Source organism: Bacillus sp. RAR_M1_44 (assembly GCF_020165935.1).
In the GTDB taxonomy this organism is placed as follows: domain Bacteria; phylum Bacillota; class Bacilli; order Bacillales; family Bacillaceae; genus Bacillus; species Bacillus altitudinis.
In genome coordinates this window covers 54859-76483 of the sequence record NZ_JAIUKX010000003.1, presented here as the reverse complement: position 1 = coordinate 76483, position 21625 = coordinate 54859, and the positions used below count along the sequence as shown (strand labels likewise).

Annotated in this window: 15 protein-coding genes; all 15 read left to right on the top strand. The window is 40.6% G+C overall.

Annotation, left to right across the window (positions count from 1 at the left end):
* Positions 1-126 precede the first annotated feature (126 nt).
* The 15 genes from asd to ymfI all read left to right on the top strand — a co-directional run bounded on the left by asd (position 127) and on the right by ymfI (position 21615).
* A complete protein-coding gene (gene asd, locus LCD34_RS16270; protein ID WP_041090413.1) occupies positions 127-1146 on the top strand; it encodes an aspartate-semialdehyde dehydrogenase in 1020 nt (339 codons plus the stop codon).
* 92 nt (positions 1147-1238) lie between these two features.
* A complete protein-coding gene (gene dapG, locus LCD34_RS16265; protein WP_224559756.1) occupies positions 1239-2453 on the top strand; it encodes an aspartate kinase in 1215 nt (404 codons plus the stop codon).
* A gap of 30 nt (positions 2454-2483) precedes the next feature.
* Positions 2484-3350 carry a 4-hydroxy-tetrahydrodipicolinate synthase gene (gene dapA / locus LCD34_RS16260; RefSeq protein ID WP_019744174.1) on the top strand — a complete coding sequence of 289 codons (867 nt, stop codon included), beginning with the start codon at positions 2484-2486 and terminating at the stop codon, positions 3348-3350.
* Between the two features lie 171 nt (positions 3351-3521).
* On the top strand, positions 3522-5189 hold the full coding sequence (gene rnjB / locus LCD34_RS16255; protein ID WP_008344715.1) for a ribonuclease J2: 1668 nt from the start codon (positions 3522-3524) through the stop codon (positions 5187-5189).
* Positions 5190-5310: 121 nt separating this feature from the next.
* Positions 5311-6039 carry a ClpP family protease gene (locus LCD34_RS16250; RefSeq protein ID WP_008344713.1) on the top strand — a complete coding sequence of 243 codons (729 nt, stop codon included), beginning with the start codon at positions 5311-5313 and terminating at the stop codon, positions 6037-6039.
* Complete coding sequence (locus LCD34_RS16245) at positions 6036-6272, top strand: YlzJ-like family protein (RefSeq protein ID WP_008344712.1); 237 nt, start codon at positions 6036-6038, stop codon at positions 6270-6272. The genes LCD34_RS16250 and LCD34_RS16245 overlap by 4 nt, the downstream gene beginning before the upstream one ends.
* 110 nt (positions 6273-6382) lie before the next feature.
* On the top strand, positions 6383-8758 hold the full coding sequence (locus LCD34_RS16240) for an FtsK/SpoIIIE family DNA translocase (protein ID WP_206114331.1): 2376 nt from the start codon (positions 6383-6385) through the stop codon (positions 8756-8758).
* A gap of 164 nt (positions 8759-8922) precedes the next feature.
* Entirely contained in the window at positions 8923-9648 is a 726-nt protein-coding gene (locus tag LCD34_RS16235) for a GntR family transcriptional regulator (protein WP_008344706.1), read from the top strand.
* Between the two features lie 103 nt (positions 9649-9751).
* On the top strand, positions 9752-10981 hold the full coding sequence (locus LCD34_RS16230) for an MFS transporter (protein ID WP_172793306.1): 1230 nt from the start codon (positions 9752-9754) through the stop codon (positions 10979-10981).
* 319 nt (positions 10982-11300) lie between these two features.
* Positions 11301-14417, top strand: coding sequence for an MMPL family transporter (locus tag LCD34_RS16225; RefSeq protein WP_156060427.1), 3117 nt, complete (start codon positions 11301-11303; stop codon positions 14415-14417).
* 145 nt (positions 14418-14562) lie between these two features.
* Entirely contained in the window at positions 14563-15843 is a 1281-nt protein-coding gene (yfmF, locus tag LCD34_RS16220) for an EF-P 5-aminopentanol modification-associated protein YfmF (RefSeq protein ID WP_048002210.1), read from the top strand.
* Complete coding sequence (gene yfmH, locus LCD34_RS16215) at positions 15840-17132, top strand: EF-P 5-aminopentanol modification-associated protein YfmH (RefSeq protein ID WP_224559755.1); 1293 nt, start codon at positions 15840-15842, stop codon at positions 17130-17132. The genes yfmF and yfmH overlap by 4 nt, the downstream gene beginning before the upstream one ends.
* Positions 17133-17283: 151 nt before the next feature.
* Positions 17284-17760, top strand: coding sequence for a MarR family winged helix-turn-helix transcriptional regulator (locus LCD34_RS16210; RefSeq protein WP_007499493.1), 477 nt, complete (start codon positions 17284-17286; stop codon positions 17758-17760).
* Entirely contained in the window at positions 17738-20857 is a 3120-nt protein-coding gene (locus LCD34_RS16205; RefSeq protein WP_224559754.1) for an MMPL family transporter, read from the top strand. Before LCD34_RS16210 ends, LCD34_RS16205 begins: the two co-directional genes overlap by 23 nt.
* A gap of 29 nt (positions 20858-20886) precedes the next feature.
* Positions 20887-21615, top strand: coding sequence for an elongation factor P 5-aminopentanone reductase (ymfI, locus tag LCD34_RS16200; protein WP_046526665.1), 729 nt, complete (start codon positions 20887-20889; stop codon positions 21613-21615).
* Positions 21616-21625 lie beyond the last annotated feature (10 nt).

The following is a 21625-nucleotide window of genomic DNA, read 5'->3' as shown; positions in this document are numbered from 1 at the left end:
AAATCATGAAAGATTCAAAAAAGGTACTTCAAGCCTTGCTTTTCTATGGTAAAATAAAATGTAAAAAGTCATAGGATGGCCATCCGAAAGAAAAGAATCATGGATGGGTCGGAAGGAGTTTTACTGATGGGAAGAGGATTGCATGTAGCTGTAGTTGGAGCGACTGGAGCTGTCGGTCAACAAATGTTAAAAACACTAGCTGACAGAGATTTTGAAATGGATACACTTACCCTACTATCCTCAAAACGTTCTGCTGGAACAAAAGTGACATTCAGAGGTCAAGAGTATACCGTTCAAGAAGCAACACCTGAAAGCTTTGAAGGGGTCAATATTGCACTATTCAGTGCGGGAGGAAATGTTTCCAAAGCGCTAGCTCCTGAAGCAGTCAAACGAGGTGCAATTGTTGTCGATAATACAAGTGCTTTTCGTATGGACGAAAATACCCCTCTTGTCGTACCAGAGGTAAACGAAAAAGATTTGCATGACCATCAAGGGATCATTGCAAACCCTAACTGTTCAACGATTCAAATGGTGGCGGCGCTAGAGCCGCTTCGTCAAGCGTATGGCATGAAAAAAGTCATTGTGTCTACTTACCAAGCAGTATCAGGTGCAGGACATGAAGCCATTGACGAACTGTACAGCCAGTCGCAAGCCATTTTAAATAAAGAAGATGTGAAACCAGAAGTCATGCCTTATCAAATTGCCTTTAATGCAATTCCGCAAATTGATAAATTCCAAGATAATGGCTATACATTTGAAGAAATGAAAATGATCAATGAAACGAAAAAAATCATGCATTTGCCAGAGCTGGAAGTAGCGGCAACATGTGTGAGACTACCAATTGAAACGGGTCATTCAGAATCGGTTTACGTTGAACTTGAATCAAATGACGCAACGGTTGATGACATCAAGTCCATCCTAAAAGATGCACCAGGCATCACATTACAAGATGATCCGTCTCAGCAAATTTATCCAATGCCTGCAGATGCTGTTGGTAAAAACGACGTATTTGTCGGCCGCATTCGGAAGGATTTGGATCGTCCAAATGGCTTCCATATGTGGATTGTATCTGATAACCTGCTAAAAGGCGCTGCATGGAACTCCGTTCAAATTGCAGAAAGCTTACGAGCATTAAAATTAGTTTAACATTCAATGGATGATGAGGACGAATAGAAGAGAGTTAGGCATCTTTCGCCTGCTCTCTTCTGTTACGTCAGAATGAACTTGGAGTGAAAACAGTGAAAATAATTGTCCAAAAATTTGGCGGTACATCTGTCAAAGATGATCAAGGAAGAAAAAGGGCACTTGCACATATCTTATCTGCAAAAGAGAAAGGCTATAAATCGGTCGTTGTCGTGTCTGCGATGGGACGAAAAGGCGATCCTTATGCGACAGATACGCTGCTTGGTCTGCTTTACGGCAATGCGCAGCATATGACAAACCGAGAAAAAGATTTACTCGTGTCTTGCGGAGAAAATATTTCAGCTGTTGTTTTTTCAAGTATGCTGAATGAAAACGGGCTAAAGGCTTTAGCGATGACTGGATCACAGGCAGGCTTTGTGACAGATAAAGAACATACAAATGCGAAAATTATTGACATGAAGTGTGAACGTCTTGAGGCGGCACTTTCAGAGCATGATGTGGTTGTCGTAGCTGGATTCCAAGGCGCAGCAAAAAATGGAGACGTGACAACAATCGGACGAGGCGGCAGTGATACGTCAGCTGCTGCGTTAGGCGCTGCATTGCAGGCAGATTTTATCGATATTTTTACAGATGTAGAAGGGGTCATGACAGCAGATCCCCGTATCGTAGAAAATGCAAAACCACTGAGAGTCGTGACATACACAGAAATTTGTAACCTCGCATACCAAGGGGCAAAAGTCATTCACCCGAGAGCTGTTGAAATTGCCATGCAAGCAAAAGTACCAATGAGGGTCCGTTCAACATACTCTGATGATGAGGGCACACTCGTGACATCACACTACTCAGATAAAATGAGTCATGATGTGTACGACCGCCTGATTACGGGTATTGCACATGTCAATGATGTCACACAAATCAAAGTCCCAGCTAAAGAGGGACAGTACAGCGTACAAACAGAAGTCTTTAAAGCAATGGCAAATGCCCAAATCAGTGTCGATTTCTTCAACATTACACCGAGCGAAATCGTCTATACGGTGACAGGTGCAATGACTGAAAAAGCAACGGCGATCCTAAAAGATCTAGGCTATACGCCGATTGTCACGACAAACTGTGCAAAGGTATCAGCTGTTGGAGCAGGCATTATGGGTGTACCAGGTGTAACATCTAAAATTGTATCTGCACTATCTGAGCAAAATATTCCGATCTTACAGTCCGCTGACAGTCATACGACGATTTGGGTGTTAGTGAACGAAGAAAACATGAGAGCGGCTGTCAATGCCCTTCATGAAGTGTTTGAACTTTCAAGATAAATGTGATTGAATCATGATGAGGTGAAAAAAATGAATTTCGGAAATATCGCAACAGCTATGATTACACCTTTTGATAAAAAGGGCAACATTGATTTCCAAAAGCTATCAATTCTCATTGATTACTTGTTAAAAAACGGCAGTGACTCTTTAGTCGTTGCAGGGACAACAGGCGAATCGCCAACTTTATCGACTGAAGAAAAAGTCGCTCTTTTTCAGCAATCGGTGAAATTAGCAAATGGTCGTTGTAAAATCATTGCAGGAACAGGCAGTAATAACACAAATGCGTCTATTAAACTAACGAAAAAAGCAGAAGAAGCGGGCGTTGATGCAGTGATGCTTGTCGTACCTTACTACAACAAGCCATCACAGGAAGGCATGTATGCACACTTTAAAGCAATTGCCGAGTCTACATCTCTTCCTGTCATGCTTTACAATGTACCAGGAAGAACGGTTGCTTCATTAGCACCAGAAACAACGATTAAGCTTGCGCAAATACCGAACATTGTCGCAATCAAAGAAGCAAGCGGTGATCTAGATGCCATGACAAAAATCATTGCAGAGACACCAGAAGATTTTGACGTTTACTCTGGTGACGACAGCCTAACGCTTCCTGCGGTTGCGATTGGTGCAAGAGGAGTCGTCTCTGTCGCTTCTCATATCGTAGGCCTTGATATGCAGCAAATGCTAAAAAGCTACGCTTCAGGACAAACAGCGAATGCGGCATTGATTCATCAAAAACTGGTGCCGATTATGAACCAGCTGTTCTCAGCGCCAAATCCAACGCCTGTCAAAACAGCTCTTCAGCTGAAAGGATTAGATGTCGGATCCGTTCGACTCCCGCTTTTACCTTTATCAGAAGAAGAAAGACTGAATTTAAGCAGCGTATTAAACAGCTGATCAAAACAAAAAAATTCGTAAGCGGTCATTCTCAGATGTCCCTGAGTATGACCGTTTTTTATACATAAACACTTTCTTAAAATGTGACTTCATCTTGTTTTCTAAAATTAGATTCAGTTATAATAGCATTAAGCGATGATGGACGGGCTTGAGACTAGGAGGATAAGAATTTTGAAAAAGAAAAATACAGAGAACGTAAGAATTATTGCACTGGGAGGCGTTGGAGAAATCGGGAAAAACTTATATGTCATTGAGATTGATTCCGACATATATGTTGTAGATGCAGGACTCATGCATCCAGAAAACGAAATGCTAGGCATTGACGTGGTCATTCCTGATATCTCTTATTTAACAGAACGAGCTGATCGGGTGAAAGCAATTTTTCTTACCCACGGACATGATGAAGCAATCGGAGGCGTATTCCATTGCTTAAGCAAATTGTCTGTACCAGTTTACGGCACGAAGCTGACCCTTGCGTTACTTCGAGAAAAGTTAAAGCAATACGGCTTCAATCAAAAAGCTGATTTGCGAGAGGTTCATGCAAAGTCAGTCATTACATTTGAAACAACAAAGGTATCATTCTTTAGAACGAATCACAGTATTCCTGATTCAGTCGGAATCAGCTTCAAAACATCTCTTGGTTCAATCGTATGCACAGGTGATTTTAAATTTGATCAAACCCCAGCGCTTAACCAAGCCTGTGACATCGGAGAGATTGCGAAAATTGGAAACAATGGCGTTCTAGCACTTCTTTCAGACAGTGCAAATGCGGAAAAACCAGGCTATACACCTTCTGAGGCGCTCGTTCAAGACGAAATCTCAAATGCGATGTACAATGCTGAAAATCGTGTGATTGTCGCTGTATCTTCATCAAATATTAACCGTGTACAGCAGATCATTAATGCCACAAACCAAAATGGCCGTAAGCTTGCAGTAGCAGGGAAAAATATGATGACAACTCTTCAGCTTGCGATCAAACTTGGTTATGTGACAGCGGACGAAGAATTATTTGTTCCAGTCCAAGAAGTGAAAAAAATGGCGAAAAACAGTGTGGTCATTCTCACAGCAGGAAGCCACGGTGAGCCTCTCGCTGCTTTAACAAAAATGGCGAAACAAAATCACAAACAGCTTCATATTGAAAAAGATGACACGGTTGTGATTGCGTCTACACCTCTTCCAGGACAAGAACTCACCTATTCAAAAACGGTGGATTTCCTTACAAGAAGCGGAGCACAAGTGATTTTTGCTCAAAAACGTGTGCATGTATCTGGACATGGCTGTCAAGAAGAGTTAAAGCTCATGCTGAACTTACTGAAGCCAAAGTATTTAATTCCAGTAAACGGCGAATATCGCATGCAAAAAGCACATTCTCGTATTGCTGAAGAAGTAGGAATGAAACGAAGCGACATTTTCTTAATTGATAAAGGCGATGTTGTGGAATTTAGAGGACAAAACGTCAAAATCGGTGAAAAAGTACATCAAGGGAACATTTTGATCGATGGTCTTGGTGTTGGTGACATCGGGAATATTGTCTTACGTGATAGACGCCTATTGTCTCAAGATGGCATCTTAATTGTGGTCATTACGCTCGATAAACAAAAGAAACAATTAATTTCTGGACCTGAGATCATCACAAGAGGATTTGTTTATGTAAGAGAATCCGAAGAGCTGATTGTGAAAGCAACAGAAATGGTCAAAGGGATTGTGAAAGAGCAAACGGAAAACTCAATTGTTGAATGGTCAACACTGAAACAATCCATGCGCGATGTACTAAATCAATTCCTATATGAAAAAACAAAACGCAAGCCAATGATCATTCCAATTATTATGGAAGTGTGATGAGAAAAGCCCAAAGAGCACAAGCTCTTTGGGCTTTTTTGATGTGACATGATGAATGCGGATGGAATGTGACGATCTTGTTCATAATAGGAGGAGAGTTTTTAGGAAAGGATGGAGACAAATGGACGAACAGAATGAACAGCAGCCTGAGCGAAAACCAGAAGAAAAAGATAGCATTATGAGCAAAATACAACAGCTTGGTGAAACAGCCGTCCCGCAGTTGTCACAAGATACAAACATACATTGCCTGACTATTATTGGACAAATTGAAGGGCACATGCAGCTGCCGCCACAAAATAAAACAACCAAATACGAACATGTCATTCCACAAATCGTAGCAGTTGAACAAAACCCAAAAATTGAAGGACTTCTAATCATTTTAAATACAGTGGGCGGCGATGTAGAAGCAGGACTAGCCATTGCGGAAATGCTCGCTTCTTTATCCAAACCGACTGTATCCATTGTGCTTGGCGGCGGCCACTCTATTGGGGTCCCAATCGCCGTATCGTGTGATTATTCATACATTGCCGAAACAGCAACGATGACCATTCACCCTGTACGCTTAACCGGTCTAGTCATCGGTGTTCCGCAAACCTTTGAATACTTAGATAAAATGCAGGAAAGAGTCATTAATTTTGTCACGAGTCACTCAAACATTACAGAAGAGAAATTTAAAGAGCTTATGTTCTCTAAAGGCAATCTAACAAGAGACATCGGGACAAATGTCGTTGGCCATGAGGCGGCTGAATACGGACTGATGCATGAAGTCGGCGGCGTTGGACAAGCGATTAAAAAGCTGAACGAGCTTATTGGCGAACGGGCTGCACAAAACGAGGGGCTGATCCAATGATTTTATATACACCTATGCCTTATGAAGCCATTTACGCTGAGGAACAAGGAGAACGCAAACTTCAGCAGGTAAACATTCAGGGTGTGCCAGTGATGGTTGAAATGAAAGAAGATGAAGCGGAAATCGTTCAAGTAATGAGTACGAATCCAATGGACTTTTTGAATCAGGAGCTTGCACCAGGTAAGCGATTGAAGTTACATTTAGGCACCAATCAAACCGACTCATATGAATGATTCTATGCTATAATAAAGGGAAAACTTACAACAAGATGCAGCCAAAATCAGGCTGCTTTCTTTCTGATCTTTTCGTAGGTTATATTTTCTTTTGTAGTAAGGTGATGAGTATGGCGAAAAAGAGAAAACGTAAAACAAGAAAAAAACAAAATAAACAGCTAAAACTGAAATATGAACTAAATGGGTTAGTCTGTATTGCCATAGCGATCATTGCCATTTTACAGCTAGGTGTAGTTGGACAAACCTTTGTACATCTATTCCGATTCTTTGCAGGTGAATGGTTTATTCTCTGCCTTATCGGATTATTTCTTTTTGGTGTGACGATCTTTTGGAAAAAACAAATTCCTGATTTACTGACAAGAAGAAAAGCAGGTTTATACTGCATCATTGCGAGTATCTTGCTTTTGTCCCATGTGAAGCTTTTTCAGCATCTTTCAGCTGCAGGCGTGATAGGTTCTCAAAGTGTAATCAGAAATACGTTTGAGTTATTCTTAATGGATATGAAAGGTGAGACAGGCTCGCCTGATTTAGGAGGCGGTATGATCGGTGCCGTATTATTTGCGGCCGCCTATTTCTTGTTTGCACAAGCAGGATCTCAAATCATGGCCATTGTGCTAATGCTGATTGGCATTGTGCTGATCACAAACCGGTCACTGCAAGAAATGGTCAAAAAAGTGACGCTGCCTGTATCACAATTTTTGGTGAAGCAGTGGAAAGCATTTATTGAAGATATGAAAGGCATAAGGCAGGCGAAAAAGAATGCACCTGCGCAGAAAACAAGTGAAAAGAAAAAACGTTCACGCTTGCAAGAAGAGACAGAAGAAGATCATGATCATATCTTGATCGAGGAAGAAGAGCAGGCTTCTGACAATCGTCAGCCGATTATCTCAAGTTTTGCTGATCGAGATGACATGCTCACACCGCAAGTTCAAAAAGATCAGCCGGTCAAAGAGCCAGATCCTCTTCAAGCAACTGTACAAGGAACTCCGTCTCATGATACAGGGGATGAACCGAAAGAAGCTCCGCCTATGACGTTTACGGAGCTTGAAAATAAGGATTATGAGCTGCCATCTCTTGATATTTTAGCTGAGCCGCAGCATTCAGGTCAGCAAACAGATAAGAAGAATATTTATGAAAATGCAAGAAAACTTGAAAAGACCTTCCAAAGCTTCGGTGTAAAAGCAAAAGTGACACAAGTTCATTTAGGGCCGGCCGTCACAAAATATGAAGTATACCCTGATGTCGGCGTGAAGGTAAGTAAGATCGTCAACTTGAGTGATGATTTAGCCCTTGCATTAGCAGCAAAAGACATTCGAATTGAAGCGCCGATTCCTGGTAAATCCGCCATCGGAATTGAAGTTCCCAACGCAGAAATTGCAATGGTTTCTTTAAAAGAGGTTTTAGAATCGAAACAAAATGACCGCCCAAATGCCAAGCTGCTCATCGGACTGGGCCGAAATATTTCTGGTGAAGCTGTGCTGGCTGAAATGAACAAAATGCCGCATTTACTTGTGGCTGGCTCGACAGGAAGCGGAAAGAGCGTATGTATCAATGGCATTATCACAAGCATTCTCATGAGAGCAAAACCTCATGAAGTAAAGATGATGATGATTGACCCGAAAATGGTTGAATTAAATGTTTATAACGGCATCCCGCATCTGTTAGCCCCAGTTGTGACCGATCCTAAGAAAGCCTCACAGGCACTTAAAAAAGTGGTTAGTGAAATGGAGCGCCGTTATGAATTGTTTTCTCATACGGGCACAAGAAATATTGAAGGGTACAATGATTACATTAAACGAATGAATCAATCACAAGAGGCGAAGCAGCCAGAACTCCCTTATATTGTCGTCATTGTAGACGAGCTTGCTGATTTAATGATGGTTGCTTCCTCTGATGTAGAAGATTCCATTACAAGGCTTTCTCAAATGGCACGTGCTGCGGGGATTCATTTAATTATTGCTACACAAAGGCCTTCTGTTGATGTCATTACAGGTGTCATTAAAGCAAATATCCCTTCCCGCATTGCATTTAGCGTATCGTCACAAACCGATTCAAGGACCATTCTTGATATGGGAGGCGCAGAAAAATTGCTAGGCAGAGGGGATATGTTGTTCTTACCTGTCGGTGCGAACAAACCAGTTCGTGTACAAGGCGCCTTTTTATCAGATGAAGAAGTGGAACATGTCGTTGATCATGTCATCACACAGCAAAAAGCACAATATCAAGAAGAAATGATCCCGAGTGAAGAAACGCAAGATCAGCTTGGGGCTGTGGACGACGACTTATATGATGAAGCAGTTGAACTGATCATTGGCATGCAGACGGCCTCTGTTTCTATGCTGCAAAGGAGGTTCCGCATCGGTTATACTCGTGCTGCACGTCTTATTGACGCAATGGAAGAGCGCGGGGTTGTCGGACCATATGAAGGAAGTAAACCGAGAGAAGTCCTCCTCTCAAAAGAACAACATGACGAGCTCTCTTCATAATTCGAAGAGAGCTTTCCTAACATGAAGTTAACGATATATTGATTATGTTAACTGGATGTCAGACTATTTATTTATTTGCAAAAACATGATATAGTTATGTTCATCTTATCTCGGAATAGAGATTTCTCATCTTATCATTTGCATTGATTAGACGGAGGGAAAACATGTCGACCAAAACAGACAATCGCCATTTATATTTGAAAGTGATTGACCGTATTAAAGAAGATATTCAAACAGGCGTATATGCCGAAAAGGAAAAGCTGCCTTCTGAATTTGAGCTCTCAAAGCTTTTAGGCGTGAGCAGAGCGACCCTTCGTGAAGCCCTTCGTATATTAGAAGAAGAGAAGTATTTAATTAGAAGGCATGGTGTGGGAACTTTCGTCAACTCAAGACCGCTTTTTTCTACTGGCATTGAACAGCTGACAAGTGTTACAAAAATGATTGAACAGGTCAATATGACGCCAGGTACCATCTTTTTGTCCTCACAAGAAGGGGAGCCGACAGAGAATGATGTCATTCGTTTTCAGTGTGATGAATCCGAGAAGGTTTTTTCAATGGAACGCGTTCGAACAGCAGATGGACAGCCAGTCGTCTATTGTTTAGATAAAATTCCGGTTAAACATCTTCCCGCTTCTTTTACTCATGAGGAAGAATCGCTTTTTGAGCTGTTTGGCAGAGAACCGCACAGCGGAATTAAATATGCAGTGGCAGACATCGAACCGATTGGTTATCACGATCAGGTTTCACCGATACTAGAATGTGACCCAGAAACAGCGTTACTATTACTGAAACAAATGCACTATGATCAAGATGATCAGCCGGTCTTATACTCGCTCAATTATTTTCGAGCGGATAAATTCAGCTTCCATGTCATACGTAAACGATTTTAACAAAGCAGTCGCTTCCATAGGCGGTTGCTTTTTGTTTGCCCATACATAAAACCCGTGAAACATGCCACACTAATACGTAACAGTATATAGAATTGGGTGAATGATGTTGGGCGAGAAAACTGTCAGTAAAAAGAATATTATTGCATTATCATCAGTGCCTCTAATCATGACACTTGGGAACTCGATGCTAATCCCCGTATTACCAGAGATCGAAAAGAAACTCTCAATCACTTCCTTTCAAGTGTCACTCATTATTACGGTATACTCCGTTGTGGCGATTTTGTGTATTCCGATTGCCGGTTATTTATCTGACCGAATTGGGCGAAAAAAGGTGCTTTTGCCGTGTCTTTTAATCGCAGGACTTGGAGGAGCTGTGGCAGCTGTTGCCTCAACCATCATGAAAGAACCCTATATGTGGATTCTATTTGGAAGGGTCCTTCAAGGAGTTGGCTCAGCCGGGGCAGCACCTGTCGTCATGCCGTTTATTGGCGATTTGTTTCACGATGATGAAGAGGTAAGTGCGGGACTTGGAGCCATTGAAACTTCTAATACAGCTGGAAAGGTACTAAGTCCTATTATTGGGGCACTTCTCGCTTCTTGGTTTTGGTTTGTACCGTTTTGGTTCATTCCATTCTTTTCAATCATCAGCTTTGTGATGGTACTGTTTATGGTTGAATCCGCAAAGAAAGAGGAAGATCCGCCTACATTTAAGGAGTTTTTAAAATCAACAAAGACGATTTTTAAGCATGAAGGACGCTGGCTTTATGCCATTTTTGCTATTGGTGGTTTTATTATGTTTCTTCTTTTTGGCGTGCTCTTTTATTTGTCAGATAACCTAGAAGCAGCGTATCAAATAACGGGTGTCAAAAAAGGCTTGCTGCTAAGCATCCCGCTCCTTTTCTTATCAATCAGCTCGTACATTGCGGGGAAAACAATCGGAAAAGAAAAGGGGAAAATGAGGATATTTCTCATCGTAGGTATGGCTCTTTTATCACTTTCGTATATATTTTTATGGTGGAATCACAGTTTTTACGTGTTGTTTGTCTGCTTAAGTATTGGAGGCGTAGGGATTGGCATTGTGCTTCCAGCACTTGATGCGTTGATAACAGAAGGGATTGAAAAAGAGCAGTGCGGAACCATTACGTCATTTTATAGCAGCATGCGGTTTATCGGTGTTGCTTTAGGACCTCCAATTTACGCATTTCTGATGGATAAAGGAGACTCCATCGTTTTTATTCTATCGACCATATGTAGTCTCATTTCATTATTTTTGGTCCTCTTTTTCATCCAGCCAGATGAAAAGGATGAAAGTGAACAATTGAAAACGGTTTAAACATAGAAAAAAGACGGTATTTTGCCATCTTTTTTCTTTTTTATAAATTGACATGTAAAATTTTGATAGTTAAACTAATGTATAGTAATATCTTTTAAATTATCCCAAATAGGAGGTGTTCAAAAACATTCATTTTCTGTCTTTATTTTAAGGCAGAAATTGAGCTCGTGGCTGATGATGGATATGCGTTTCTTCAACACGAAAGGACAATTGAATAGGTCATCCTGCCATTAGCACGTTGAAGGAGACGAAGTCAGCACTTCAGACACGCTCAAAAACAGCAAATTGATTGATGAACTAGAAGGAGCTTGAAGCAGCTATGTTGCAAATAATTAAAGCAAGATGGATTGTATTACTGGTGTGGATGATAACAGCTGTGATTCTGTTTATTACTGCGCCCAATTTAGAGGAATTAACAAGAGAAAAAGGGCAGTTAAAGGTTCCAGAGGGGACACCAACAGCTGAGGCACTTCATTTATTGGATAAGCTTTCAGATCATAATGGGAAAAAAGATACTGGTGTGATTGTATTCTCCGAACAACATTTGTTCCCTGCCAAAGAGCAGGAATTAAAAAAGGCTTTAGCTGCACTCATGACACATGCCCCAGAACTCCACATTGACGGAATTACTTCGTATTTTCATGTAGAACGTGACATTCAAAAACAACTTTTATCAAAGGATAAAAGTACACTTCTTGTTCCATTCAAATTCGACCACTACGAAACAAAAGCTGTGAAGGTTAAAGAACGAATTGAGGAAGTTTTAAAGCCCTACAACGTCTCATATGAAATGACAGGTCAAAAATTTGTGGACTCAGATGTCATTAAAAGCTCTCAACAAGGTCTGAAGAAAACTGAACTTATTACGATGATTTTTATTTTCTTTATTTTAATAATTGTATTCAGATCGATACTGGCACCTGTTGTTCCGCTTATTACGATTGGCATTTCTTATGCTGTCAGCCGGTGTATTGTGGCTTTTCTCGTAGAATATACACCATTTCCTCTGTCTAATTTCACTCAGATTTTTATGGTAGCTATTATGTTCGGTATAGGAACGGATTATTGTATATTACTTTTAAGCCGTTTTAAAGAGGAGATTGGTCAGGGGCGTGATGTCAAAGAATCAATTATCATCACGTATCAATGTGCAGGGAAAACGGTCTTTTTCAGCGGCTTAGCTGTGTTAGTCGGCTTCTCAAGTATTGGTTTCGCAAAATTCCAATTGTACCAATCAGCCGTCAGCGTTGCCGTAGGCGTTGGCATTCTGCTCATTGCACTTGTCACAATCGTTCCCTTTTTTATGTCGGTTTTCGGAAAATCCCTTTTTTGGCCGTCTAAAAGAGAAAACATTCGTCATCCACAAAGTAAGATTTGGGAATGGGCTGGGCGCTTTTCATTTAAAAGACCGCTCATCAGCTTAGGGGTAGTTGCACTCATCACTGTTCCTCCAATTCTGATGTATGACGGCACTCTTTCTTATAATAGTTTAAATGAGATTGGGACAAAGTATGAGTCAGTGTCTGCATTTAATACGATATCTGAGCAATTTGGCTTTGGTGAAGCGCTGCCGCTGAATGTGCTTGTCGAAAGTGACAATGAGCTCGATAATCAAGAAAAGATCGTCATGATTGAAAAACTGACCCGTAAGTTAAGTGACATTGAGGAAGTAAAAGCGGTTCGCAGTGTCACTCGCCCAGTTGGAGACGGATTAAGTCAGCTCTACGTTACCTCTCAAGCGAAAGAGCTGGGAGGAGAGCTTGGGAAAGGTCATGAGGGCATCGGGAAAATTACAGATGGCTTGACCGAAACAAACTTAGCACTTCTCAAACAAAAACCAAAAATTGAAGAATCCGCTAAAGGGATTGATCAATTGATTGATGGGACAAAAGCCATCAAAGGCGGGATCGGAGAAGTGAGGAAATCACTCATTTCTTTAGAGGATGGTGTGAGGCGCAGTAAAGAGGGCGTAGGAACCATTCGCACTGAAATCAAACAAGCGAAAAAAGAATTAGAGCAAGAATACCGCAGAAGTGAAACCATGATTCAAGACCTTGAACGAGTCGTAAGCACACTCGAAGGTCACGCAACATCAAATGAGCAACTGATGACAACGATTAAGAAAGTGAAACAATCCTATGAAAACGTATCATTTGAAGGACTTGAAAACCGGCTTCCAGAAATCAAAGATATGAATGAATATAAAGAAATCAAAAAAGTATTCAAAGACACAAAAGGAATGCTCGATCAAGCTGGAGAGCAAATGAGCGTCTATGAAGAGGAAGCATCTGCCTTTAAACAAAAGATCAAGAAAGCAGATCAAGTCATTCAAACGTTCTCAAGCAAGCAAAAAGAAATCAAACAACAAGTAAAGGCGCTGATGACAGGTCTAGATCAAATTTATGATGGTCTTGATGAAACGAATAAAGGACAAAAACAGCTCATCAAAGAAATGCCTAAAATTGAAGATGGTGCAGATCAACTGACTGATGGCCAAAAAGCCGTGAAAAAAGGGTTTAACCAGCTATCATCTAAACTCTCACTATTAACAGATGGATTAGATGAAAGTATTTCCGGACTTGAGCAAGTAAAAAGTGGCTTTACCGAGGCGGACAGCTACTTAAAACAGCTTCAGGAAGCACCAGATGAAGAAGTAACGGGCTGGTTTATACCAGAAGAAGTACTGAAACGCCATGAATTTAAGAAAATATTTAATACGTATATGTCCCCAGATCGTAAATTAACAACCTTTGAAGTGATTTTAAATGTAAATCCATACAGCAATGAAGCAATGAAAGGTGTAGCAAAAATTGAAGAAACCCTTGATCAATATTTACCTGTAAGTGGTTTGAAAAACGCCAACTACGGTGTATCTGGTATCTCCAGTTTAAATGTTGACTTAAAAGAAACGTCAGACGGTGACTTTATTAGAACGGTTATTTTCATGTTAATTGGTATCTTTATTATTTTAGTTATATTATTAAGGTCAATCGTCATGCCGATATACTTAACACTGTCACTCATATTAACGTATTTTACATCCATTGGCTTAACAGAATGGATTTTCAAAACATTCTTTGGCTACGATGGTGTCAGCTGGGCTGTTCCATTTTTCAGCTTTGTGATCCTTGTGACCCTCGGCATTGATTATTCGATCTTCCTCATGGATCGTTTTAATGAATGGAAGGGAGAGCATGTTCAAGCATCCATGATATCAGCGATGAGAAATATGGGGTCGGTCATTATTTCAGCAGTTGCTATTTTAGCGGGTACTTTTGCTGCGATGCTGCCCTCGGGTGTATTATCATTAGTTGAAATTGCAACGGTCGTACTCATTGGACTTTTATTATATGCTTTTGTTGTTCTACCACTCTTTATCCCGGTCATGGTTCGCATCTTTGGAAAATGGAATTGGTGGCCGTTTAGAATGAAATAACAACCTGCGTCTCTGCTTTTAGCAGAGGCGTTTTTATTTCCTATCCTTTCCTCTGATTGATATAATGACTATTAAATGGCTGTTTCACGTATATATCAGCTATGTTCTAATACATAATAAATAGGATGAACAAAGGAGGTTTCTCATGACGTACTTACAAGAGAAGACATTTGATACACCTGGTCTTCATACTCATATTGTCAAAACAGAAAAATTTAAAACCGTGACGATCCTTTTTAAAATGCTTGCGCCTTTATCCAAAGATGACGTCACCATGCGTTCTCTTTTCCCGCATGTACTTTTAAGAGGAACAGAAAAAATGCCGAAAACGGGAGAGCTTCGTGCTTATTTCGACGAGCTCTATGGGGCGACCGTTTCCGCAGACATGGCGAAAAAAGGTGAAAATCACATCATTACCTTTCGTCTAGAAATGGCGAATGAAAAATATTTAAAGGATCAAACCCCTTTACTAGAAAAAGGGATTGCCTTACTTTCTGAACTATTATTCCACCCGTACGTGGAAAACGGGGTATTTCATGAATTGTACGTTGAGCAAGAAAAACGAACATTGAAACAGCGCATTCAAGCCGTTTATGATGACAAAATGCGCTATTCAAACTTAAGACTTGTGCAGGAAATGTGTAAAGGTGAGCCATATGCACTGCACGTCAATGGTGAAATGGAAGACGTCGAAGCGATTACGTCAGAAGCGCTCTTTAAAGCATACGAGCATGCACTTCAGTCAAACCAGCTGGATCTCTATGTTGTGGGAGACGTTGATGAACAAGACATCAATCGAATGGTCTCGCAATACTTTAAAACAAGTGAAAGAGAGCCGGTCAAACAAAATACCGAATCATCAAGATTACAAATAGAGCCAAAAGAAGTCATTGATGAAGAGGACGTAAAACAAGGAAAGCTAAACATTGGTTTTCGCACACATACAACGATAGCGGATAAAGATTATCCGGCGCTGCATTTGTTTAATGGCATATTCGGCGGCTTCTCTCATTCAAAGCTATTTATCAATGTGCGGGAAAAAGCAAGTCTTGCGTACTATGCTGTTTCTAGACTTGAGAGCTTTAAAGGTTTGATGATGGTCATGTCAGGAATTGAAGTCGGCAACTATCAGCAGGCAGTAGACATCATCAAAGAACAATTTGATGCCATGCAAAAAGGCGATTTTTCTGATGAAGCAATTGAACAGACAAAGGCTGTCGTCAAAAACCAGTTGCTCGAAACAATTGATACGTCTTATGGAACAGCGGAATACTTATATCAGCATGCCGTCGTGCCAACAGGGGAGAGCCTCGATTCCTTTTTAGATGCGTTAGACAGAGTGACAAAAGAGGACATCATCAAAGTGGGTCAAAAAATCGAATGGGATACGACCTATTTTCTTAAAGGAACGGAGGGTGCTTCATGACAGTGAAAACAATTCAATTCGATCAGCTGCAAGAGACGGTGTATCACGAAAAAATGGACAGCGGACTAGACGTCTATGTGCTGCCAAAGCAAGGGTTTAACAAAACATATGCAACCTTCACAACAAAATATGGCTCTGTTGACAATGAATTTGTGCCGCTTGGCAAAGAAGACATGATCCGAGTGCCTGATGGAATTGCCCATTTCTTAGAGCATAAGCTGTTTGAAAAAGAAGATGGTGATGTGTTTCATACATTTAGTAAACAGGGAGCAGCCGCAAACGCATTTACGACGTTTACGAGAACGGCATACTTATTTTCAAGCACGGCCAATGTCGAACAGAATCTTGAAACACTCATTGATTTTGTGCAAGAGCCTTATTTTACTGAAAAAACGGTCGAAAAAGAAAAAGGCATCATTGGTCAAGAAATCAACATGTATGATGACAATCCAGATTGGCGTTTATTCTTTGGTCTGATCGAAAACCTCTATCAAGAGCACCCAGTGAGAATTGATATTGCTGGAACCGTTGAAAGCATTGCGCCAATTACGAAAGACCATTTATATGAATGCTACGAAACGTTCTATCACCCAAGCAATATGCTTCTTTTTGTAGTGGGTCCTGTTGATCCGGCGCAAATTTTAGACCAAGTAAGAGCGAATCAGGCAAAAAAACCATTTACCGATCAGCCGGATATTCAGCGGAAAGAGATCAATGAACCTGATCGTGTATACCGAAAAGAATACGAACTGAAAATGAATGTACAAGGTTCTAAATGTATGTTTGGTTTGAAAACGAAAAACCCGCATAAAAAAGGAAAACAGCTCCTCAAACATGAGCTTGGCATGAATCTTATTTTAGAGACATTGTTTGGTAAAAGTTCTCTGCAATATGAGCGTATGTATGAAAAAGGCTTGATTGATGAGACATTCAGTTACGATTATACGGAAGAAGGCGGTTTTGGCTTCACTTCAGTTGGCGGAGACACAAATGACCCTGATCAACTCGCACATGAATTAAAAGAAACGCTTCTTCAAGCAAAAAGCCTGATCACAGAAGAAAAGATTGAACTTGCTCGCAAGAAAAAAATTGGCAGCTTTTTAAAAGCGATGAACTCCCCAGAGTACATCGCCAATCAATTCACTCGATACGCATTCTTAGAAATGAGCTTATTTGATGTCGTGCCAGTACTGGAGCAAATCCAATTAACAGATATTCAGGCAATCTTAGACGAAGAAATTGATGAAGAAAGAATGTCAGTTTTCAAAGTCGTGCCGAAAGCAAAATAAATGAAAAAAAGACAAACTCAACGTATAAGAGTTTGTCTTTTTTGTGTCCAGATAAAGAAAGCGCTTTATATGCGAAGATATTGATTGACAATTGTTTCGGTAATTAGTTAAACTCTTTAATAGTTAAACAATCAAACTAAAGGAGCAGCATATGGTACAAAATAAAATTGCCCAACTCATCCAGAGATATGCGGACGTCTATCTCATGATGGAGAAAAAAGTATCGAGTATGATCACGGAAAAGCTCGATAAAGAACTGACACTTGATCAATATTACTCGCTTCGATACATCAATTTACACCCAGGATGTACATCAACAGACCTTGCCATCGAATGTAATGTCAACAAAAGTGCTGTGACATCCATGACCAATCGTCTTTTTAATAAAGATTATATTTATCGTGAGCATGATCAAGCTGATCGAAGAAATGTTCATCTCTATGTGACGCCCGAAGGAAAAGACGTGGTCAGCCGAATGGAAAAGCAGCTTCAGGATCTTGTTCGGTCATATTTAGAAAAGTTTGATGAAAAAGAAATCGAATCATTTATTCAAACATATGAAAAGATTTATCAAATTATCATCGAAGAGGAGGCACAACATAGTAATGAGAGCAATCATAAAGGGTAGATGGCTGATTACGATCCTTTGGGTCGTACTAGCGGCTGTATTATTAATCACCGCTCCTAATATGGCGCAATTAACAAAAGAAAAAGGGCAGATTTCTGTTCCAGATGGTTATCCTTCTTCCTACGCCGATCAATTATTAAAGAACATGTCTGAAAATGGGGATACGGAAAAATCGATCGTCATTGTCTTTCAAGGAAAGGATATCGTCAAAGAAAGAGAAGCCTCTTTAAAGAAAGCGATGGAGATTTTAGAAAAGGATCAAGATCTCCATGTGGAAGACATCACTTCTTATTTTGATGCAAACAAAGATATTAAAAAACAGATGCTCTCTAAAGATCAAACAACACTTCTTGTTCCAGTTACATACGACTCGAACAAAATCAAAGCATCCGATTTTAAAGAAAGAGTCAATGAAAAGCTTAAGAGCCTGAACCTGAAATTTGAAATGACAGGGCAGCCGCTAATCGACGATGATGTCATCACAAGCTCACAAGAAGGTCTGAAAAAAACAGAATTCATTACAATTGGGTTTATTTTAATTGTTCTTGTGCTTGTCTTTAGATCCGCAGTGGCACCGTTCGTTCCTTTAGTGGCCGTAGCGCTTTCCTATTTGGTCAGCCAATCCATTGTGGCTTACCTAGTAAAGTATGTTGATTTTCCGCTCTCGACCTTTACCCAAATTTTTATGGTCGCCATCATGTTTGGGATTGGAACCGACTACTGCATCCTGTTGCTAAGCCGATTTAAAGAAGAACTATCTCACGGAAAAGATAAGATTGAGGCGATTATTACAACATATAAGACGGCAGGTAAAACCGTTTTATTCAGCGGAATTGCTGTCCTCATTGGTTTTACGTGTATCGGTTTAGCCGAATTCCAACTGTATAAATCAGCTGTCGCCGTGGCGGTTGGTGTTGCCGTGTTAATTGTGGCATTGCTCACTGTCGTTCCATTCTTTATGGCGGTTTTAGGAAAAGTGTTATTTTGGCCGATCAAAGGCGATATTGCCCACCCGCAATCGAAAATGTGGGAAACAGCCGGTCGTTTTTCATTTATGAAACCACTTCTCAGCTTGCTAATCGTTGCAATTATTACCCTTCCAGCGATTCTTATGTATAAAGGAACACTTTCATATAACAACCTAGACGAAATCGGCAATAAATACGAATCCGTCAATGCATTTAATACGATCTCTGACAAATTTGGACCAGGTGAAGCTCTTCCAGCAACCGTTGTCGTGAAATCATCCGATCTTTTAGACAATAACGAAGGTCTGATTGCTGTTGAAAAACTAAGCCGCGCCATTGAACAAACAGATGGCGTGAGTAAAGTGAGAAGTGCCACTCGTCCTGTTGGTAAAGGGCTGAATGATCTGTACGTGAAATCTCAAGCCAAAGAGCTAAATAGCGGGCTTGATAAAAGTAACGAAGGGTTGAAAAAGATCCAAGATGCTCTTACAACCATGAGTAAATCCATCGAGGATCAAACACCACAAATTAAAGCATCAGGAAAAGGCATTAACAAATTGATTTCTGGAACCGAATCCGTAAAATCAGGTATTCAAAACGTCGAAAAAACGATGAGAGAACTGCAAACCTATATCGATCAAAACAAAAAAGGCGTTTCTGAAATTAAAGAAAGAATAAAGGGTGCGAAAAAGGAATTAACAGATCAAGTCGCACAAGTGAATCAGCAAGTGGCACTGTATAAAAGCATTTCCAAAGAATTAAAAGCCGCATTGGCACAAGTCGATACGTCATCCTCTGCCGCAGCGGATGTGAAAGCTTTGATCAGTCAAGCGAATAAACAATTCAGTACACTTGAGCAGCAAATTCCGCAAGTGAAAGAAAATCAATCATATCAAGCCATCAAAGCTTCATATAAGGAACTTTCTACTACCTTGCAAGAAGGAGCCAAACAGGCTGACAGCTATGCAAAACAAGCAAAAGAAGCAAAAAAACAGCTTGAAGCAGCAGATGCTTTTATCGCAAAAGCTTCAGAGCAGCAAAAAGTGTTTACAAATCAAATTGATGAGCTGATTGCTGGCTTAGAAGCCATTGAAAACGGGCTAGATCAAACGTCTAAAGGCCAAGGGCAGTTAGCTGATAGTATGCCTAAACTTGCAAATGGAGCCGGCGACATCATTAATGGTCAAAAACAAATGAAAGAAAAAATTGGCGGCTTTGGTGACGATCTGACCAAGCTGACGGATGGTCTAAACAAAAGTGTCGACGGCCTTGAGAAAATTTCAAACGGCTTAATGGGTGCAGGAGACTACTTAGATGAACTGAAAAACGCGCCAGATCAAGACATGGCCGGTTGGTTTATTCCAAAAGATGTCCTAAAAAATAAAGCATTCAAGCAAGTGTTCGATTCCTATATGTCTGATGACCGCAAAATGACAAAGATTGACGTCATTTTAGAAGACAATCCTTATGGAAACGACGCCATGAAAACAATTAAACAAGTAGAAGCTTCGGTCAAACGTGCACTTCCTGAAACAAACCTAAAAGATGTTTCATTTGGCGTATCTGGTGTTTCAAGTATGAACGCTGATTTAAAACAGCTGTCAGACCAAGACTTCAATAAGACGGTTCTTTACATGATGATCGGTATTTTCTTAATACTAGTGATTCTCTTCCGTTCTCTCGTGATGCCGCTTTACTTAGTTGGATCGCTGATTTTAACGTACTTTACCGCCATTGGTGTAACAGAATTTATTTTCACCCATTTCTTCGGATATCCGGGCATCAACTGGGCTGTTCCATTCTTTGGCTTTGTCATCTTAATGGCGCTTGGAGTCGATTATTCGATTTTCTTAATGGAACGGTTCAATGAATACAAAACAAAAGACATCCAGTTTGCCATGACTGAATCAATGAAAAATATGGGATCTGTTATTATGTCTGCTGCCGTCATTTTGGCAGGAACATTTGCAGCGATGCTACCTTCAGGTGTATTGTCACTCTTACAAATTGCAACACTTGTTCTAACTGGACTTTTATTGTATGCACTCGTTGTGCTACCATTGTTCGTACCTGTGATGGTCAAATTGTTCGGATCAGCGAATTGGTTCCCATTTAAACGAAAAGAATAAGGATTCCATAAAGAAAGTAGGAACAAAGTATGAGTCGTTGGGCACTGATTACTGGTGCCAGTGGCGGAATTGGGCAGGCGACAGCCAAAAAGCTTGCCCAAGAAGGCTGCCATCTGATGCTCCATTATCATCAAAATGAACAAGCGGCTAATCGTCTTTCCGCCGATCTCAAAGAAACATATCAAGTAGAAACGTACGTCGTTCAAGCTGATTTAGCGAAAACAGGCGGAGCAGCAGAGCTTGTCAGCCGCCTGCCGCTTGATCCAGATATTCTTGTTTTAAATAGCGGAAAGAGTCATGTTGGTTTAGTGACAGATACTGAAAAAGAAGTTCTAGCCAGCATGGTGCAGCTTCATGTGACAAGTCCATATGAGCTTACCCAATCCATTTTGCCTGCCATGATTCAAAAAAAGTCAGGACATATTATTGCGGTTAGCTCAATATGGGGGGAAACGGGTGCCTCGTGTGAAGTACTGTACAGTATGGTCAAGGGTGCTCAAAATGCCTTCATTAAGGGGCTTGCCAAAGAGCTTGCCCCAAGTGGAATTAGAGCAAATGCAGTCTCACCAGGTGCGGTTCAGACTGATATGATGAAAAGCTTCACACAAGAAGACCTTGCGATGATGGAAGAGGAGATTCCACTAGGCCGTCTTGCCGCACCTGAAGAGATAGCCGATGCCATTTGGTTTCTTGCCTCCAAGCAGTCAAGTTATATCACAGGTCAAATTTTATCTGTCAATGGCGGCTGGTACTGTTAAAAAACGTGTA

Excerpts from the sequence above, each read along its gene's own strand:
- LCD34_RS16205 (WP_224559754.1), top strand. The coding sequence starts at position 17,738 with ATGAGAGCAATCATAAAGGGTAGATGGCTGATTACGATCCTTTGGGTC.
- LCD34_RS16240 (WP_206114331.1), top strand. The coding sequence starts at position 6,383 with ATGGCGAAAAAGAGAAAACGTAAAACAAGAAAAAAACAAAATAAACAG.
- asd (WP_041090413.1), top strand. The coding sequence starts at position 127 with ATGGGAAGAGGATTGCATGTAGCTGTAGTTGGAGCGACTGGAGCTGTC.
- yfmF (WP_048002210.1), top strand. The coding sequence starts at position 14,563 with ATGACGTACTTACAAGAGAAGACATTTGATACACCTGGTCTTCATACT.
- dapA (WP_019744174.1), top strand. The coding sequence starts at position 2,484 with ATGAATTTCGGAAATATCGCAACAGCTATGATTACACCTTTTGATAAA.
- LCD34_RS16210 (WP_007499493.1), top strand. The coding sequence starts at position 17,284 with ATGGTACAAAATAAAATTGCCCAACTCATCCAGAGATATGCGGACGTC.
- ymfI (WP_046526665.1), top strand. The coding sequence starts at position 20,887 with ATGAGTCGTTGGGCACTGATTACTGGTGCCAGTGGCGGAATTGGGCAG.
- LCD34_RS16230 (WP_172793306.1), top strand. The coding sequence starts at position 9,752 with ATGTTGGGCGAGAAAACTGTCAGTAAAAAGAATATTATTGCATTATCA.
- LCD34_RS16245 (WP_008344712.1), top strand. The coding sequence starts at position 6,036 with ATGATTTTATATACACCTATGCCTTATGAAGCCATTTACGCTGAGGAA.
- LCD34_RS16250 (WP_008344713.1), top strand. The coding sequence starts at position 5,311 with ATGGACGAACAGAATGAACAGCAGCCTGAGCGAAAACCAGAAGAAAAA.
- LCD34_RS16225 (WP_156060427.1), top strand. The coding sequence starts at position 11,301 with ATGTTGCAAATAATTAAAGCAAGATGGATTGTATTACTGGTGTGGATG.
- yfmH (WP_224559755.1), top strand. The coding sequence starts at position 15,840 with ATGACAGTGAAAACAATTCAATTCGATCAGCTGCAAGAGACGGTGTAT.
- LCD34_RS16235 (WP_008344706.1), top strand. The coding sequence starts at position 8,923 with ATGTCGACCAAAACAGACAATCGCCATTTATATTTGAAAGTGATTGAC.